Source organism: Roseivirga misakiensis (assembly GCF_001747105.1).
Lineage (GTDB): Bacteria > Bacteroidota > Bacteroidia > Cytophagales > Cyclobacteriaceae > Roseivirga > Roseivirga misakiensis.
In genome coordinates this window covers 63,827-81,327 of record NZ_MDGQ01000004.1, presented here as the reverse complement: position 1 = coordinate 81,327, position 17,501 = coordinate 63,827, and the positions used below count along the sequence as shown (strand labels likewise).

The 17,501-nt window shown below is 40.5% G+C and carries 17 protein-coding genes; 8 read left to right on the top strand and 9 right to left on the bottom strand.

Annotation, left to right across the window (positions count from 1 at the left end):
- The first annotated feature begins 27 nt into the window (after positions 1-27).
- From BFP71_RS06290 to BFP71_RS06265, 6 genes are all read left to right on the top strand, one after another.
- Complete coding sequence (locus BFP71_RS06290) at positions 28-435, top strand: EVE domain-containing protein (RefSeq protein WP_069834646.1); 408 nt, start codon at positions 28-30, stop codon at positions 433-435.
- The gene (locus BFP71_RS06285; RefSeq protein WP_069834645.1) at positions 432-2,024 is read left to right on the top strand and encodes a hypothetical protein; all 1,593 of its coding nucleotides are present in this window, start codon (positions 432-434) and stop codon (positions 2,022-2,024) included. The genes BFP71_RS06290 and BFP71_RS06285 overlap by 4 nt, the downstream gene beginning before the upstream one ends.
- Positions 2,025-2,077: 53 nt before the next feature.
- Complete coding sequence (pyrR, locus tag BFP71_RS06280; protein ID WP_069834644.1) at positions 2,078-2,629, top strand: bifunctional pyr operon transcriptional regulator/uracil phosphoribosyltransferase PyrR; 552 nt, start codon at positions 2,078-2,080, stop codon at positions 2,627-2,629.
- Positions 2,630-3,556 (top strand): aspartate carbamoyltransferase catalytic subunit, encoded by a 927-nt coding sequence (locus BFP71_RS06275; protein ID WP_069834643.1) that lies wholly within the window; start codon positions 2,630-2,632, stop codon positions 3,554-3,556.
- Positions 3,557-3,562: 6 nt separating this feature from the next.
- Positions 3,563-4,537 (top strand): alpha/beta hydrolase, encoded by a 975-nt coding sequence (locus BFP71_RS06270; RefSeq protein WP_069834642.1) that lies wholly within the window; start codon positions 3,563-3,565, stop codon positions 4,535-4,537.
- 163 nt (positions 4,538-4,700) lie between these two features.
- Positions 4,701-6,077 (top strand): pyridoxal-phosphate dependent enzyme, encoded by a 1,377-nt coding sequence (locus BFP71_RS06265; RefSeq protein WP_069834641.1) that lies wholly within the window; start codon positions 4,701-4,703, stop codon positions 6,075-6,077.
- A 93-nt stretch (positions 6,078-6,170) separates the two neighbouring features.
- Here the strand turns inward: BFP71_RS06265 and BFP71_RS06260 are convergent, their stop codons facing one another.
- From BFP71_RS06260 to BFP71_RS06240, 5 genes are all read right to left on the bottom strand, one after another.
- Positions 6,171-8,969: a T9SS type A sorting domain-containing protein gene (locus BFP71_RS06260; protein WP_069834640.1), complete on the bottom strand. Its 2,799-nt coding sequence runs from the start codon at positions 8,967-8,969 to the stop codon at positions 6,171-6,173.
- Positions 8,970-9,056: 87 nt separating this feature from the next.
- Positions 9,057-9,821 (bottom strand): hypothetical protein, encoded by a 765-nt coding sequence (locus tag BFP71_RS06255; protein ID WP_069834639.1) that lies wholly within the window; start codon positions 9,819-9,821, stop codon positions 9,057-9,059.
- A gap of 65 nt (positions 9,822-9,886) precedes the next feature.
- Entirely contained in the window at positions 9,887-10,882 is a 996-nt protein-coding gene (locus tag BFP71_RS06250) for a hypothetical protein (protein ID WP_069834638.1), read from the bottom strand.
- 100 nt (positions 10,883-10,982) lie between these two features.
- The gene (locus BFP71_RS06245; RefSeq protein ID WP_069834637.1) at positions 10,983-12,131 is read right to left on the bottom strand and encodes a hypothetical protein; all 1,149 of its coding nucleotides are present in this window, start codon (positions 12,129-12,131) and stop codon (positions 10,983-10,985) included.
- Between the two features lie 54 nt (positions 12,132-12,185).
- Positions 12,186-12,926, bottom strand: coding sequence for a lysophospholipid acyltransferase family protein (locus BFP71_RS06240; protein ID WP_141719699.1), 741 nt, complete (start codon positions 12,924-12,926; stop codon positions 12,186-12,188).
- A gap of 209 nt (positions 12,927-13,135) precedes the next feature.
- Here BFP71_RS06240 and BFP71_RS06235 point away from each other — a divergent pair, with 209 nt between their 5' ends.
- Positions 13,136-14,032: a DUF72 domain-containing protein gene (locus BFP71_RS06235; RefSeq protein WP_069834635.1), complete on the top strand. Its 897-nt coding sequence runs from the start codon at positions 13,136-13,138 to the stop codon at positions 14,030-14,032.
- Between the two features lie 12 nt (positions 14,033-14,044).
- Here the strand turns inward: BFP71_RS06235 and BFP71_RS06230 are convergent, their stop codons facing one another.
- The 4 genes from BFP71_RS06230 to BFP71_RS06215 all read right to left on the bottom strand — a co-directional run bounded on the left by BFP71_RS06230 (position 14,045) and on the right by BFP71_RS06215 (position 16,860).
- Positions 14,045-14,422, bottom strand: a complete 378-nt coding sequence (locus BFP71_RS06230; protein WP_069834634.1) for a glyoxalase superfamily protein — start codon at positions 14,420-14,422, stop codon at positions 14,045-14,047.
- A gap of 80 nt (positions 14,423-14,502) precedes the next feature.
- On the bottom strand, positions 14,503-15,597 hold the full coding sequence (locus tag BFP71_RS06225) for a hypothetical protein (protein ID WP_069834633.1): 1,095 nt from the start codon (positions 15,595-15,597) through the stop codon (positions 14,503-14,505).
- Positions 15,594-16,223: an ABC transporter ATP-binding protein gene (locus BFP71_RS06220; RefSeq protein WP_069834632.1), complete on the bottom strand. Its 630-nt coding sequence runs from the start codon at positions 16,221-16,223 to the stop codon at positions 15,594-15,596. Before BFP71_RS06220 ends, BFP71_RS06225 begins: the two co-directional genes overlap by 4 nt.
- 61 nt (positions 16,224-16,284) lie before the next feature.
- On the bottom strand, positions 16,285-16,860 hold the full coding sequence (locus BFP71_RS06215) for a hypothetical protein (RefSeq protein WP_069834631.1): 576 nt from the start codon (positions 16,858-16,860) through the stop codon (positions 16,285-16,287).
- 147 nt (positions 16,861-17,007) lie between these two features.
- Between BFP71_RS06215 and BFP71_RS06210 the strand changes: the two genes are divergently transcribed.
- Positions 17,008-17,418: an HYC_CC_PP family protein gene (locus BFP71_RS06210; protein ID WP_141719698.1), complete on the top strand. Its 411-nt coding sequence runs from the start codon at positions 17,008-17,010 to the stop codon at positions 17,416-17,418.
- Positions 17,419-17,501 lie beyond the last annotated feature (83 nt).

Here is a 17,501-nt window from a genome sequence, read left to right as displayed (position 1 = left end):
GGGTTACAAAGTTAAAAATAAGTCTTTATGAACTACTGGCTAATAAAATCAGAACCAAATACCTATTCGTGGGATGATTTGGTAAAACTTGGTAAAGACCATTGGGATGGCGTCAGAAATTATCAAGCCAGAAATAACATAAAGGCCATGAAACCAGGTGACTTAGCCCTCTTTTATCACAGCGTGAACGAGAAGTCAATTGTTGGGATTGCCGAATGTGTTAGCGACTTTTATCAAGATCCAACTACGGAAGACGATCGGTGGGTGGTGGTGGACTTTGTACCTAAAAACAAGCTTAAAAACCCGGTTACACTTGAACAAGTCAAATCAGATGCCCGTTTATCAGATATGGTATTGGTCAACAATTCTAGGTTATCGGTTCAACCTGTGAAGAAAGAAGAATTCGACATCATATTAGCCATTTCAGAGTCATGATAAAACGCCTTTTACTTTCTTGTCTATTCCTGCTCACCATTTTTTCAGTCAATGGTCAAGTGGGTCATATCGCTCGCTACGAATTTCCGCATGAATGGAATAATCAAGACCACATTGTAATTCCAAATGAAGAAAAGGGTGTTTTGTTGGTTCAACCAATGTCTCCGGGTACAGCAAAGAACGTTGATATTCAATACAGATACCTAGACAAGAATTTAAAAGAAGCTTGGACTGGCTTTTTCGAAGTTTCTAGAAGGCTTTACCTGAAAGGTTACCACTATGTAGATGGTATGGCATACTTACTGTTTCAAAATCGAAATAGTCAACGATATATTAAACTGGTCACCTTAGACTTGGATAATAAAAAAGTAGATTCTTACGAACCTAAGCAAATTGTAGAGTTAGACATTCAGGAATTTGAGGTGATCAAAAAGACAGTAATCATCGGTGGATATATAGAAAGTAGACCTGCTGTTTTTGCCTATGATTTGGCTGGCGGAAATGTGAGAACACTGCCGAATGTCTATCAGAATAACTCGGATTTGCTTGAAGTAAGGATAAACCGAGATAGTCTTACTTTCAACGTAGTTGCCTCGGAAATAAATGATGCTAAGGACCGAACCATCTTGGTCAATACTTATGATTACAAGGGAAATGCAGTACGAGACTACCAGTTAGAAACCGAGGAAGGTCACCAGCTGTTGTCGGGAATATCATCATCTATCATTGACCGTACCCAGACGATCGTAGGGCTTTACAGTATAAAAACGGGTACATATCCATCAGGTATTTATGTCAATCATGTTGACAGAACTGGAAAGCAAACCATGAAGTATTACTATTTCGGTGAGTTTGAGACTTTCTTGGATCACGTTGGTGAAAAACGAGCGACAAGGCTGAAGGAAAAGGCACTAAGTGCCCGAGAGAACAATAGAGAATGGCGTTATAAAACAGATGCGCTTTTTAGAGAAATTATTGAAGAAGATGGAAAGCTAATCGTGGCCGGAGAGTTTTTCAAACCATGGACTGTTAGTACAGATAACTACTGGAGAAACCGAACGCGATTTAGCAGGTTTGCGGACTTAAATAATACAGGAATTGGAACTTTTCAGGGGCAAGGATTGGGTAGAATTCCAACAACTCCAGTACAAGGTGGTGTAAGATCTGATTTTAATTTTACACATGCTTTTGCGCTTGTGCTGGACGAAAAAGGTGAAGTACAATGGGATAGTAGCTTTGAAATTGAAGAAAATGTAGACGGCGCCCTTGAGGATTTCGGTGCTTTTCAATGGCATGAGAATAAAGGCTTTTACGCTTTTTATCATGACAAAGAGTTGGTGGTAAAATACCTTAATGACAAAGAAAGCCAAGAAGGTAATAAGAGCGAGTTGGAGCTAATTTACGATGACGATAAGTTGAAATTCGAAAGAGACTTATACCGCGGAATTTCTAGATGGTATGGAAATAAATATCTCATATATGGGCTTCAACATGTGCGTTCTGATGAAACAAAGCCAAATATTCGCAAAGTGTTTTTTATTAACGCCATTACTGTGGGTCCAGACTTTGAACCTACAAATGATGATTAAAAAAGGAGCTTAATTTCTATGACCAGTTCCTTTTACTATATTTGTTTCCTGAAATGCAAAACAGGCTTTTACTAGGTCATCCACAGTTAGCCATCACCATCGGCCGCCTCTGTCAGCAACTGATAGAAAACCATCAGAATTTTGGGAATACCGTTCTTTTAGGCCTCCAGCCAAGAGGAATCTTTCTTGCTGAAAGGGTAAAGGAGCGACTAGAATCATTTACCGGAACAGACATCAATTTAGGCTACTTAGACGCCACTTTTTTCAGAGATGATTTCAGAAGAAGAGACAGTCCAGTTCGTGCAAATGCGACCAAGATAGATTTCTTAATAGAAGGAAAGAAAGTCATACTGATTGATGATGTTTTTTACACTGGCCGATCTGTTAAAGCTGCACTGGATGCCATGACTGCTTTTGGCAGACCAGAAAAAGTTGAGTTGTTGGCACTAGTCGTCAGAAATTACGCTAAACATGTTCCAATTTTCCCAGACTATATTGGTAAGAAAGTAAATACACTGGATAACCAGAAAGTATTGGTGGAGTGGAAAAATGAGGGCGAAAAGGTGGATGAAGACAATGTTTGGCTAATAAATAAGGAAGGATAAATGGAGCAGTTGAGTACGAAGCATCTTCTCGGCATAAAGAACCTAACACCAGAGGATATTCAGCTTATTTTCCAAACTGCAGATGAGTTTAAGGATGTAATTAATCGCCCGATTAAGAAAGTACCATCACTTAGAGACATCACTATAGCCAATGTCTTCTTTGAAAATTCAACCAGAACGAAATTAAGCTTTGAACTCGCTGAGAAAAGGCTTTCGGCCGATATCGTAAATTTCTCTAGTAGCAACAGTTCAGTTAAAAAAGGAGAAACCCTTCTAGATACTGTCAACAATATCTTATCAATGAAGGTGGACATGGTAGTGATGCGACACGCAAGCCCTGGCGCACCTCATTTCCTCTCAAAGCATATCGATGCCAACATTGTTAACGCAGGTGACGGTACACACGAACACCCGACACAAGCGCTTCTAGATACTTACTCGATCCGTGAAAGACTAGGCGATGTGGCAGGAAAAAAAGTAGCAATAATCGGAGACATTCTTCACTCAAGAGTGGCACTGAGTAATATTTTTGCCCTCCAAAAGTTGGGCGCAGAAGTAATGGTTTGTGGTCCAAACACCTTGCTGCCAAAATATATCAGTTCCTTGGGAGTAAAAGTAGAATTGGACGTCAAAAAAGCATTGCAGTGGTGTGACGTGGCGAATATCCTGCGCATTCAATTAGAGCGCCAGCATATAAAATATTTCCCATCGCTCAGAGAATACTCTCTCTATTATGGTGTCAACAAAGCTTTGCTCGATTCTTTAGATAAAGAGATCGTTGTTATGCACCCCGGCCCGATCAATAGGGGTGTAGAATTAAACAGTGATGTGGCAGATTCAGAAAATGCGATTATCTTAGATCAGGTAGAAAATGGTGTGGCAGTGCGAATGGCCGTACTTTATCTATTGGCTTCGGTATCTAAATAAAAAATCATGAAGAAATTCCTTAAAATTCTCGCAGTCATCATTGTGGTGATTGTATTGGCCTTTTATTTCCTAGTGATCCCTAAAACCGTCAGTATGGTTACCGATTATGACCGCCATACTTTTGACTATGTGATCTCTGATTCGATCAATTTGGCCAATTATGCCATCGGTGATGCGCGTGGCCCAGCCGATTACGGCTTTCCTGATTTTGAGGAAATTGATTTCGAAACACTATATGATGGCCTCAATTTGAATGGCTGGTATATTCCAGCTTCGAAGCCCGAAATCTCGAAAACGCTTATCATCAGTCACGGCAGAACTTCCAATAGACTCAAGGCGATGAAATACCTAGAAATTGTCAAAGACAAAGGGCTCGACTCACTTTACAATGTCTTTATCCCAGATTTGAGGAATTCTGGTAAATCCGATGAAGCGAAAACAGGGATGGGTTATGAGTTTGCGGAAGATATTACCGCGAGCATGAAAATGCTCAAAGACTCTTACCAGCAAAATGAGTTTGTCTTGTGGGGCTTTTCAATGGGTGCTATGGCGAGTGCTACTGCTATTAATAGACCAGATTTAGTCGAACTCCAAGAAAAAGAAGGTATCCAAGTTTCGAAACTTATTTTGGCCAGTCCATTGAGTAATATTCGAGAAACTGCGCGTTTGGCCGGTGCTGACATGGGTATCCCATACTTTATCTTTAAAGAGTCGTGGAAAGGATTTGATAAAGTTATCGATGGCTGGAGTGAAAATATGAAGTTTTCATACCTGTTGTCCAACAATAAAGTACCTGCTTTAGTGCTTTATGGAGATGGCGATGCCACAACACCAGCACCAATTTTGGAAGCAGAAATTGATGGTCTTATGCATGTGTATCCAATCTTATTTAAAGGGGCTGATCATGTCCAAATTTATACACAACCTGAATTCAAAAACCGCTATGCCGATCGTGTAGATGGTTTTTTGAGAATGGATTAAAACTTCTCACTATAGATTAGAACAGTAATGTTCTAACCGTTGCTTACTGGAGCTACTTATTCGAGACCATTACCTTTTTATGAAGAAGTGGTTTTTTGATGGTTTGTACTGCGCAAACGATTGAGAAACTCCTAGATTTGCAGAAACTATTAAGAAAAAGGAAATGCGTTATTACGATTCAATCATTCAAACCATTGGAGACACGCCACTTGTCAAGCTTAACTCAGTAAACAAGGGTGTTCCAGGCACTATTTTAGTAAAAGTTGAGTACTTCAATCCAGGTAACTCAATGAAGGATAGAATGGCTTTGAAGATGATTGAAGACGCCGAAAAACGCGGTGATCTTAAGCCAGGTGGAACTATCATAGAAGGTACTTCTGGAAATACAGGAATGGGACTTGCTCTTGGCGCAATAGCGAAAGGCTATAAGTGTATTTTTACGCTCGCTGATAAGCAATCCCAAGAGAAAATAGACATTCTGAAAGCAGTGGGTGCTGAAGTGATTGTTTGCCCGACGAACGTTGAGCCCGATGATCCAAGGTCTTATTATTCTGTTGCTTCCAAACTCAATAAAGACATTCCAAATTCTTACTACCCAAATCAATACGACAATACTTCAAACGCGCAAGCGCACTATGAAACTACTGGTCCTGAGATTTGGAGAGATACCGAAGGAAAGATTACACATTGGGCAGCAGGCGTGGGTACTGGTGGATCAATGTGCGGGACATCGAAATACTTGAAAGAACAAAACTCAGATATTGTATCTGTCGGCATAGACACTTACGGGTCTGTATTTAAGAAGTATAAAGAGACGGGAGAATTCGACGAAAAGGAGATTTATCCTTATTTGACTGAGGGCATAGGTGAAGATATTTTACCAAAAAATGTTGACTTCAGCGTGATCGATCACTTTGTGAAGGTAACTGATAAAGATGGGGCCATCATGACGAGAAGGCTGGCCAGAGAAGAGGGGATGTTCTGCGGTTGGTCTTGTGGTTCTGCTGTAGCAGGAGCACTAGAGTGGGCCAAAGAAAACTTGAAGGAAGATGATGTTATGGTCGTAATTCTACCTGATCATGGTACCCGTTATCTAGGTAAAATCTACAATGATGATTGGATGAATGCCCGCGGATTTGTAGAGGAAAGAGATTTTGAAACCGCTGCAGATATATTGGCAAACCAAGCTGGCAACGGTGTTTTAACCACCATTCCACACACGGCAACTGTTTCAGATGCGATTAAGACTATGACGTCAAACAGTATTTCTCAATTGCCAGTTACCGATGGTGACAACTTCGTGGGAAGCTTAATCGATTCTAAACTGTTGGCTCAAATGATTAGTGATGCCGATCTTAAGGAAAAACCAGTTTCCGAAGTGATGGATAAGCCTTTTCAGTTTGTTCCTTTGGATAATACATTGGATGTGTTGTCCTCTGTGATAACTAAGGACAATCCGGCTGTAATGGTGAGGGATGAAAATAGAAACCCACACATCATTACCCAACACGATATTCTAAAAGCAATGACTTCTAACTAGTCGTTGTTTTTTTGGGTAAGTTTTGCTTCACTTCAGGTTAAAAAAAGCCGTGGTGAAGCAAACCTCATCTTTTCAAATCATGTTTTTTGCTGCTTACCGTAGCAATATTCTTTTAGTGGTGCTTTTGAATCTATCGGACCAAACTCTGAGTAGATACACACCTCTTGGTAGTGTAGAAACGTCAACAGTGAGGTCTGAGGAGGAGAATTTTTGCTGAACAAAGTCTCTCCCTTGAAGATCGGTAAGGGTAATATTCGTTTCTCCTTGCCAATTTTCGTTGAGCCTAACTCTCAAACTTTCAGTTGCAGGGTTTGGAAAAGCTTCAACTGCTAAAACAGGTAATTCTGGTGTTGACGTAATGAAATCGTCCACATTGATTCGACTTTCATAAATGCCCCTTCCGTGTGTGGCAGCTACAAACCAGCCGTCACTTTTACGGATTTTAATCATATCAACTCTGATATCACCAATACCAACTTGCTCTTGCCTCCAAGTAAGGCCATCACCTTCAGTTCTATCCAAGAACCAAATGCCTAATTCAGTTGCCAAGTAGATTTGGTCTCTATTAAGTGGATTGAAAATACCATGTCTAATAGGCATATCTGGCAGGTTGCCCTCGATTGACACCCAAGTATCGCCAGCGTCACTAGAGTACCAAACTGAGTTGACCCCAAAATTAGAAAAGGTAACTAGTAACTCTGATTCAGAGCGTCCAACATCTATGCTCGAAATACTTGAAGTCGGGAAATCGGCACCAGTTCGTTCTCTCGTCAAAGGACTTTGACCTCCATTCAATACGCGGTAAAGGCGGCCTGATTGAGTTCCGAAAAACAAGTTTGAGCTTGTAGAGGTGGAATAAGGCGAAACTTTAATGGTAGAAATAGGGGAATTGATTTCGACGCCAAGGTTGAGTATTGTTTCAGTGATACTCTGATTTCCAACACGAACCCTTAAAAGAGGTGTTGTATTATTCTCATTGTTGTTGATGTCTATGCCAATTCTATTTGCATAAAGTAAGTTGTTATCAGAATCGTAGTCCGCAGGATTAATAAATAATCCTGTGCTACGGTTAGCTATCGTTCGCGTATTAGAAGGCACATTTCTATTAAAAACTATATTGAAACGATTGTACTGCGATGAATGAATCACAAGGTTTGGCTCGGTCTTATCTATGAAAGTGTAAGCCCCATCACCGCCAGCACCAGGGAAAAAACTTATTTCGGAGTTAGACAGCTGGGTAGTGTTATTGTCTTGTGTACCAGCCATTAGAAACTCCTCACCCCTTTGGTCGGAAATATCCAGTGTATAGTATTGAAGCGTATTAAAATCTTTATTGATTTCACTAAATACAGGAGTATCTCCCTGTGCATTTGTACCCATAAACACACCGCCGTCAGTAGATACAAAAAGCGTATCAGGTCTTTCGGGGTCATAGATTATATCATGCTGATCGGCATGCACATACTTAGAACCATTGGGTGGATTCCAAAAACTTGTTGGTATCCAGTCTAGACCGCTGACAATTGATGCCCCATCAGCATTTTCCAATTTGAAACCATTAAGAGCTCCTATTATGATGTCATTCGGATCAGTTGGGTTTACGGCTATCGTAGCGGCATGCCAAGTAATATTCGACCAAGTTCCGAGCGATGGGTCTGGTAAGGCAAATTGTGTCCAAGTATCACCTTGATCAAAAGACTGAATTATGATAGAGTTACTCCCGGCGTCTCTTATCCAGCCCGTTTTTGTTTCAGTTAACCCTCCACTAATCATGGCGTAAACTCTGTTAGGGTCGGATGGGGCGGACTTTATAATTACCCTACCAGGGTAGTATTGGTTAGCAGGATCGAAAGTCGCTTCGGTAATTTCATCAAATACTGTCCATTCTAGGCCGTCATCAGAATGAAGAATGACACCAGCACCTAAAAGATCGTTGTTGCGCATGGTGCCGACAAACATTCTGCCGATGCCATCAACTTCGATATCTGATGGGGAATAGGGTGTGTCAGTATTCGGGATATTTGGTAAAACTTGTGTCCAAGTATCACCGTTGTCGACAGACCTAAAAAGCCCATCAGAAGGAGTTGATTGGAAAGTCGCTCCCTTATAAATCCCCGACACAACGGCTGCATAAATTACTTTGGTTTCGCCTTCCATGCGTATCTCAATGTCGTTGATATACTGAAAGTCAGTAGTAGATTGTAGTTGCTCCCAAGTATCACCGTGATCTGTCGATCGCCAAATACCATTACCGACCGAAGATGATTCACGATAAATATTCACAGCTGTATAAGACTCTCCAGTTCCAACGTAAATGGCATCATCGTTGTCAGGATCGAAGCGTATTACACTGACACCAAGGTTGGCCATAAGACCATCTACTGGCGTCCAAGAAGATTCTGGATTGCCTGCATCTTCATTTACCCATAAACCACCTGTCACAGAACCAGCCCAAAGGCGGGTAGTTTCTCTATCATTGATTGTCGGTCTTACAGGGTCTATCACTATGCCTCTCACGCGGCCAGCAATATCTGCTGGAATATTGTTCCATTCTAAATCAGAATTAGTCTCTGAGATACTCATACCTAGGTTAGCACTGCGTCTAATCGATAGTACTTCCTCAGCGGCTTCATTTAGTCCATCTAGTGGCACATGTCCTATTGCTGGATCTAAGGTCTGAATGTGGTTCAAAAAATAAGCATGATCAGGTTGATCTGGACGCTCTTCTTCGTCTTCAGTAGTGGGATGGCTAGTATTGAACTTTGCATATTCTTTTTTAAGAAATGCCTCATAAGCTTCACGCTCATCTACAGTATTTCCAGAAAAAATAAAGAAGCATGCACAGAGTATCAGTAGGGCTCCAACGATGGGAATTCTAATTTTGGCTTTCATCAAAACTTGTTTAGAAACTTGGACGATCACGAGTAAGAATCTCGTGTTATCCTAACGCTTTTTCAAGCTAAAGTTACAAACCAATGGCTAGCGAGCTAAAGAAAATTTCTTCAATAGTGCTTGTAGCACAAGAACAACGGCACAGGTTAAGGCAACCCACTGGATTAAGGGTTCTGCGCCCCATTGTTTAATGGATATTGCTAATACTGCCCATGCGCCGACTAAGGCAAAAGTGAGCATTCTTCTTTTCTGTAAAACAAAGCTATAGATACCTGTAGCAACAATAATCATTGTTACTGCCCAGTTGACTTCACCAAACCCAATTTGCCAATTTATTTTTGCTAGGTACGCAGAAATGTTGGCCACAGTGGCTACTGTAATCCACCCCGCATATAAGGATGTAGGCCACCATACACAGCGTTTTTCCGGCATTGTCGCTCTTCCTCTTCCAATTTGAAGTCTAAGACTGGCCGATAGTAATGCAATTAAGATCACAAGCATTGCCAATACACTTTCTGCGGTTCTTTCTGTTAGCCACAACCATATCCATGCGGCGTTCGCTAGGTTGGCGATAATGAGCATAGGACTAAGTTTTGTGATAAAAGCTTGATCGGGTTTACCGAAAGCAGAGCGTAGTTGGTAGACGGCGTTTATCAATAAAGCGATGTAAATCAAGCCCCAAATAGAAAATGCGTAGCTCGATGGCGTAAAGAAATTATCGTACCGATTGCTGAGTGAACCGACAGAATTTTCATTGATGCCCTGAGCGTTGGCATAGTAATTCCAAAAAATGACGAGTGCCAATACAAGGGCATTGCCAATTGCCCAGAATTTTGTGCGAGATGTAGTCATGATCTAATTTTGTAATCTAACTCGCCAGCAACAGAAATTGATTTGAATTTTTGAAACTCCCAGTTTTACCAATCTTCTTTAATCGGAGGTTTGCTATCGAAGTAGCGCACTTTATCTCCATAAATAGGGTCGTAATAATGTCCACCTTCACGATAGTCTTCGTTCCATATTTTCTGCCCATCACTGTTTAATCGATAAATGAAAGGTGATAGGTGAAGCCTTTCTAAATGCCAGCGACCGGCTTCGCCTGATGGAATTTCCTCCCCAGCACCATAAAGCATAAGTCCACCTTCGGCGAATATTTCGTTCTCTGGGTCAGTATCCATGTATTCATGGCTTACGTTCATGGCTTTATGCCCTATTTCATGGGCTATGGTACTTCTTAGGCGGTCAGGTCGGCTTAAGTTGGTAATCGTCATCACTCCACGAAATCTCTTGGGCAGGGTGTTAACGAAAGAATAGGTTGGAAATGACATACCACCTGTTCTCACGGCTTTAGTCATCCAATTTCTCCCCTCAGCAACGGCCAAAAAAGGATAGAAGACCTCTTGAAGCACCACAAGATAAATTGTTCTTGAATTGTCTTTGTGGGGTTCAATAATGTGGTTGAAAGCGTCAAGGGTTCTTTGTGTTGGAACCGAAGGGTGTCTTTTACTATGCACATACATATTGGCATATTCGGTTCTCGGTACCGTGGGTACTTTGTTGGATTCGATCGAAAAGTAGTCTGGATTTATAGGGCCAGTTTTCACCCATAGTAAGTTGAGCTGCACATCAGTTGGCGCATAAATTTCCTTGGCCGCTTTAAAACTAGCCATCATTTTATCTAGCGTGACCTTTTCAAAATTCTGGTCAAAATTTGAAGGGAAATATATACCAACATCGATTGTCTTTTTACCATCGACCAAATCACTATTGATTTTATCTACGTCGATGTTTGGTGCTGCCGTCCAATTGGCTTTCAGTTCGTCAGGGAGCTGATTTTCTGATTTCTTCTCAGGAGACAAGCATCCCACAACTGTAAAGAAGAGAATATTTAGGGCGAGGAATCGCTTTTTCATTGGCCTACGATTTTAAGAAAGATACTAAAATCTAAAAGGGCAATAAAAAGAGAAACCCTGAAGTGACGATGCCTAAGCAAAGATACTTCAGGGTTGTTATTTATAATTCTGTATTGCGATAGAATTGTCTGATGTTGCCCTCTACTTGGCCGTAAACCCTGTCAATGAAGCTGATAAACAACGTCTGTGGGTCAGGAGGAGGAAGTTCTTTACGTTTAGACATTTGAATTTCCTCTTTATCTAGGGCTCTCGAATCTCCGTTGAATGAAGCCCAAGAATGTCGCCAAATGTCTTCGCTTCTTAGCTTTCGCTGTGTCAGAACCTTATTCGTATAGGCATCTCTGATCTCAAAGTTCAGGACTCCAGCAGAGTAAAGAGTTTTTTCGTTAGAAGTAAAATCTGCCTTGACGGTGTTGTAAACATCAAATTTGTTACCGTCTTTGTCCGTGTACTCACCTACCACTACGCTATCCCTTTTGATTTCAACAGTTTTCGAAACGATTTCGGCTTGTCCTAAAACGAAATCGTCAAAATCTAACGATAAAATGTGATCTGGCTCAATACCTCTTTGCTCCGATTCCAATGCGCTAAAAAACTGAACGAATCTATCTCTACTGTAAGCATCTAGGTATTCGAACATTTTATTTTCTAAATATTCGTTGGTCAACTTTAAGTTTCGCGAATGAATAGGGATTGGCTCGATTAAAACACGCACCGTACCGATCTGTCTAGCTTGTGTCAATAAAGAATCAATACCTACTATGTTATTGTTAAAACGTAGAGCCATTTCAAAATGACTATAAGCTTGCCGGGCAGTCTCAATAGTATTTAGCGCTAAGCTTTCTTTCCCTATCGTCACTTGCACCTCGGCGGCACTAGAAGCGGCTTCTTCCTGCTCAGTAAAATATTCTTTTGGTGATACTAAGCTCATACATGAAGGACACCTTTGAATATCTCTGTAGTAGTTATTCAATTGGGTGTATTCTCGATAAATAGATTCCCATTTGAAGTCGTTTTGACTTCTTTTAAATTGTTGAATCCTTTTAAGGTGGAATTCTGAGGCAACACTGTAGCCATCAATCAGCACATCTTGCGCTTTCTTATTGTTTGGATTTGATTGTAGCCTTTTTACTGCACGATCGAGTGCCGTATTGTAGTTACCCTTATCGAAGGCATTTTTACCCGTTGCACATGCTGCTACGCAAAGGGCTAATGCACCTAATAATATATTTTTGTAGAGCGTGTTCATAAGCTATATCGTTTGGTTGTACTAGGGTTATTGAAAAAATAATGCCAAACAAAATTAGGCGCTTTCATCGAGGGCGACAATCTTATCTTTCATCATTTTATAAACATCATCTGCTAATCGTTCTACATCGTCTTCCGTAAGCCCTTGTACGGATACTTCAGGTAAAACATAAGAATGCACCACGCCTGGTTTTAAGAGTAAACTTCCTCTTCTCATCAGTTTAGAAGCACGATGTATAATTACTGGAATAATATTAATGTTCGATTCAATAGCTAGGCGGAACGGGCCATGCCGAAAGGGTAATAAAATTTCGTCAGTATTATTTCTTGTGCCTTCCGGCGCAACTAATACAGAAGTGCCGCCACTCAGCAGGTCTTTCATTCGTTTGATTCCTTCTTTCCTGCTTTCAGGACTGGATCGATCTACCCAGATAGCAAACCTACTTGTAACCCAACCAAAAACTGGAATCTTCGATAGTTCCTTCTTACCAAGTCCCACTAAACTCGAAGGAATAGCTACCGGAATTGCACAAGCGTCGAGAAATGAAGTATGGTTTATCAAAAAGATAAATGACTTTGAAGTATCAACTGTTTTCTTGTTATGGCCTATAAACCAAATGCCTGTGGTAAGACTAAACATGTAAACCCAGCATCGGATAAAGAAGAAAGTGATTCCCTCAAGTTTGCGTGAAATCAACAAAGGGATAACCATGAAAGGACTGAAAATAATCATGGGTATGGCGAACATAATGCCGCACCAGCCAGTGTAGATATATTGTAAGAGTTTTCCTATCACGATCTTTTTCCAAGAATTCTCGAAAAATGTTTTTTTAAGTAAATCTGCTTTTTAGATTTGATTCGAATTTAATGAAAACTGGTCGGACTGACTCATCCTAAGTTCGATCATTAAAAAGGATGAAACCTAACTCTTTGCTTGCAAGCCTCGATCCGTCGAGGCTTTTTTATTTGTAAGAACATTTCTCACACCACCCAGTTGAATAAGGTATGAAATTTGGCAGCGTAGAAGACCCATCTTTAGTCGATTTTACCTTACCCCCTGATGACTTGTCTACCAGTCGAGTTTTGAAGCAATCACCCTACGATGGCAAGCCAAAGATTTATGTGGGCTGTGCCAAATGGAATAGGCAAGATTTAAAAGGGTTTTATCCGAGAGGGACAAAAGATGAGCTGACTTATTATGCCACTCAGTTTAACAGCATAGAGCTCAATGCCACGTTTTATAATTTCTACGGGGTAGAGCAATTCGAGAATTGGCGAAAAAAGACTCCTGATGACTTTAAGTTCTTTCCTAAAGTCAACCGTATGATTAGCCATTTAAAGCGGCTCAACGAAGATGTGGGTAGATATACCGATGAGTTTTGTCATAGCTTGGCTGGTTTTGGTGATAAGCTGGGGGTCGTATTTCTTCAACTGCACAATAATTTTGCCCCTAAGAACTGGGATCGAATTGAGCGCTTTCTCGAGAATTTTCCTAAAGGGATTCCGCTGTCTGTGGAGGTGAGACATACGGAATGGTTGAATGATCCCGAAGTTTCAGAGCGGTTTTACAGCTTACTGGAAAAACATCATGTTATTAATATCATCACCGATACTGCGGGTAGAAGGGATTTATTGCACATGCGCTTGACCACGCCTTCTGCCTTCATCAGATATGTGGGAGCCAATCATGAGAGTGATTATTCTCGGCTGGATGATTGGTTCGATCGAATCAGATCATGGATCGTAACAGGAGGTATTGAGAATATCTATTTCTTCGTTCATCAAAATCTAGAGAAGGCATCACCATTATTATCGGCTTACTTCATCAATAGACTTAACGAGGAATTAGGTTATGATTTGCCAGTGCCAAACCAACTTGGAGGGCAGAAGGATTTGTTCTAAACTGGTCTAGGTTTAGTGAGTAGATTGACCAAAACTTAGCTTAAAACCATTTAAGTCTATCAAATCAAAGTCTCTCATACCATATTCTGCGTTTTGTAGTTCCCCGTTTACCAAGCCCTCTGCTTTAAATTCAGCAAAAAGTGCATCAACATCGTGAACGAAAATATAAATGGCCGTATGTTCTTTGGACGGCTTATAGTCATCGTCCTTTTCTGTGATATGAATTTTTATCTCTTCTCTGCTAATCACTGCATAGGTAGGAGGGTTTTGCCATTTGAAGTCGATGGTAAACCCCAATTTTTCTTCATACCAAGCTAAAGTGTCGGTTACGTTTTCTACAGGGAAAACGGCGGCAAAATGTGAAAGGAGTGGTGGCTTGTTTTCGGACATCTAACTTTTTTCTTACAGTACGCTGAAAACTTCTCCTAAGTTTTAAAGATGTCTTTGGCTAGTGGAAAATGGGCGGTCCGTTAGTCTACCTCCGCTTTGTGCCAGTATTTAAGGTAAATAATGGCACTTATAGTTATCGATATGATTTCAATTATCAATAAATCGGTATACCCAAGTATTACAAAGAATAGGATGGCGGTCAAAAAGAATACATACCTCATGAATTGCTCCATATCCTTACCATATATCATGGATACGCCTTTGTGAAGCAAAAGTAGGCTAGGGAGCAAAAGCGATAGTTTCACCAAATGAAGTAGTGGTACCGTTGCGACATTATTACCGAGTAACACGAGGATTTCGGGTAAAGCGATGATTAAATAGCTAAAGTAATCTTTGCTGAAGATGCTCAGGTTCGACACTGGTAAATTCCTAAACAGTTTTAAGTTGTTTACATCGAACTGCTTATGCTTTAAAGTCAAATTTGCATTGAAAGCAGAAGTTAGCAGAATACCCAAGCTCAGATACCTTAAATCAACACCTTCAACATTGAAAATAGCGGTGGCGCCAAAGATTAGCCCGATAGCGAAGATTTTGGTGAGTAATAATGGAAAACCATGCCGATGTAAAAGGTGATGTATGAAATAGAATGAATATGACTTAGGTAAAAAACGTGTCCAAGTATTCGAAGTAATGGATCTGCTAAAGTCGGTTGGTTTTGCGAGGGTTTTATCTAGTACTATGCCTGATATCAATAGCAAAGAGAGATTACCAAGCCCCACAAAAATAGCTGAGCTAAATTGGCCCAAATGAGCGGCCTGCATGGTTAAGAATGTACTATAACCGAGAATTGGTGCTAAAATCAGACATTGTAAATAGAATGAGATCAATTTTCTTTTGAAAGGACTCACAAGAATAATCTCTGTAAGTATCCAGTTCTCAGTTTTTAGCTTGGCATTCTGGCAAAACTGATAGGCCTTGAAAGTGTAGAAAAGCCAAAGCCCCAATACGACTAAATAATACACTGGATTGAATGCTAGTGCCGAAGCTATGGCGATGTGTTCTGGTGTTTTTAAGAAACCGAATCCAAGTCCAATGGTGAGTAAAAGAAACCCAGTATTCTCTTTGTAGAATTCTTTAACCAAGGTTCGAATCAAAACTTTGTAGATCACCTTCATGAAATAATAGACACGGTCTTGTTATTTACTTCATAGGAATGGTTTGCCTTGATTTTGGTGTTTTCGAAATCCTGATGCGTGGCGAAAATGAAGGAAGTGCCAGCTTGAGAATTGTTTGAAATAAGTTCAGCAATCAAGTCCTGAGCTTCTTTATCAAGCGTAATAAGCGGTTCATCAAGAATGATCCAGTCTGGTTGTCCAAGAAAAGCGATAGCAAGCGATACTTTTTTTAGCATACCACTAGAATAGGTGCCTGAAGGTCGATCTGCGTAATCTGAAATACCCAAGGATTGCTTTAATTCACTAACCTGTTCTGGTAACGCTTGCTTAAGTTGGGCAAAGTAGTCTAATAGATCACTTCCAGAAAGGAACTCTGGGAAAGTAGGCTCAGACTGGCTATAGTTTAGCCTTAATTTGTATGCCTGAGGGGATTTGTGGAGGTTAACGTCATTCAGGACTACCTCACCAGTAAAGGGAGATAGTCCTGCAAGACAGTTAAATAATGTAGATTTTCCTGATCCGTTCTTACCTTTTACCCAATGGATACCCGGGGCAAAATTAAGCTCAGGAATATCTAGAACGAGATTGTCTCCAAAGGATTTTCTGAAAGATTTTAACGCTAGCATACAAATGCTAACATACGGAAATAACTAAAAGAAAGATTCCTTAGGGAAACCTAGAACTAGCTTATTGTATTGTTGTTGTGAATGTAACCTCTACGTCAGTTTCACCATCAGCATTAGTTGGATCACCATCACTTACGCCAGCAGCAGTTTTTGTTGGCTCATGAATAAGCGAGATGGTTAAACCACCAGTACTTGCAGCACCTGTAGTTGCAGTTCCAGCTAAACCTAATGGGTTGCCGTCACCATCCTGATCAGTGTAAGCGTAAGTAAAGTTCAATCCTGACGCGGCTACATAAAATACTTGGTGCTCATCGTCTTCTTCAGCTACCTCTTCAGTAATATCCTCAGCTGGAGTTTCTTGCTCGTTTAGGAATTCGATAGCTACAGTATACGTACTGTTAGCAGAAAGCGTGAGGTTTGATTGCACTGGTGAATTTCCGCCTGGTCCATCTAAATCTTGGAAAGTTGCAGTCACAACATCCGCAGCGTTGGCAGTGTTCGTGAATGTCACGTTTACAGTGGTAATTAATTCTTCTTCATTCACTGGTTCTGGATCATCGTTATCACACGACACGATTGCGAAACCTATAGCAAAGATTGCTAATACTTTGAGTGTTAATCTTTTATGCAAATTCATGATTGTTATATGTTTTTTAACAAGATGCAATATTAGTGCATGTGCAATATTGTTGCAAATAATATCATTGAATTTTCTTTAAACGGTAAATAGGCCTGTAAATGGCGTTTCAGAACACTTAAGTTATATTCTCGTATATTTGGAGGGTTGAAACGCTTCGTCATCATATTATTCTCAACAATTTACCTACTAGCCTCTTCTGGCATATTGGTCGGTCAGCACTTGTGTATGGGCCGTGTGAAAGAAACAGCGCTATTCAAAAAAGTAGAGAAGAATTGTGGGATGAGTTTAGAGATGCACCAAGAAATGGAAGGGTGCTGTCATGATGAGCTAATACTTAAAAAAGTCGAAGATGATCAACAATTAACTACTTCGAAAACTGCTCCAGACACAAAGTATTTCCTACTTAATGAAGCGATTTTCAACGAAATGGTAATGCCGATCGTCTCCTCGATCGTTGAGGTAGAAGTCCAAAATACTGGACCACCTGACATCAAATTACCTGATCTCTTTATTCTATACCATTCCCTGAAGATTCCTTCAGATTTACAATCCTAATTTGAACGTTTTGGCGGCTTAATGCCAGATGATTTGATATCATCGAAAGGGCGTTTTCTGCTCTTTCAATTACTAACCAAACG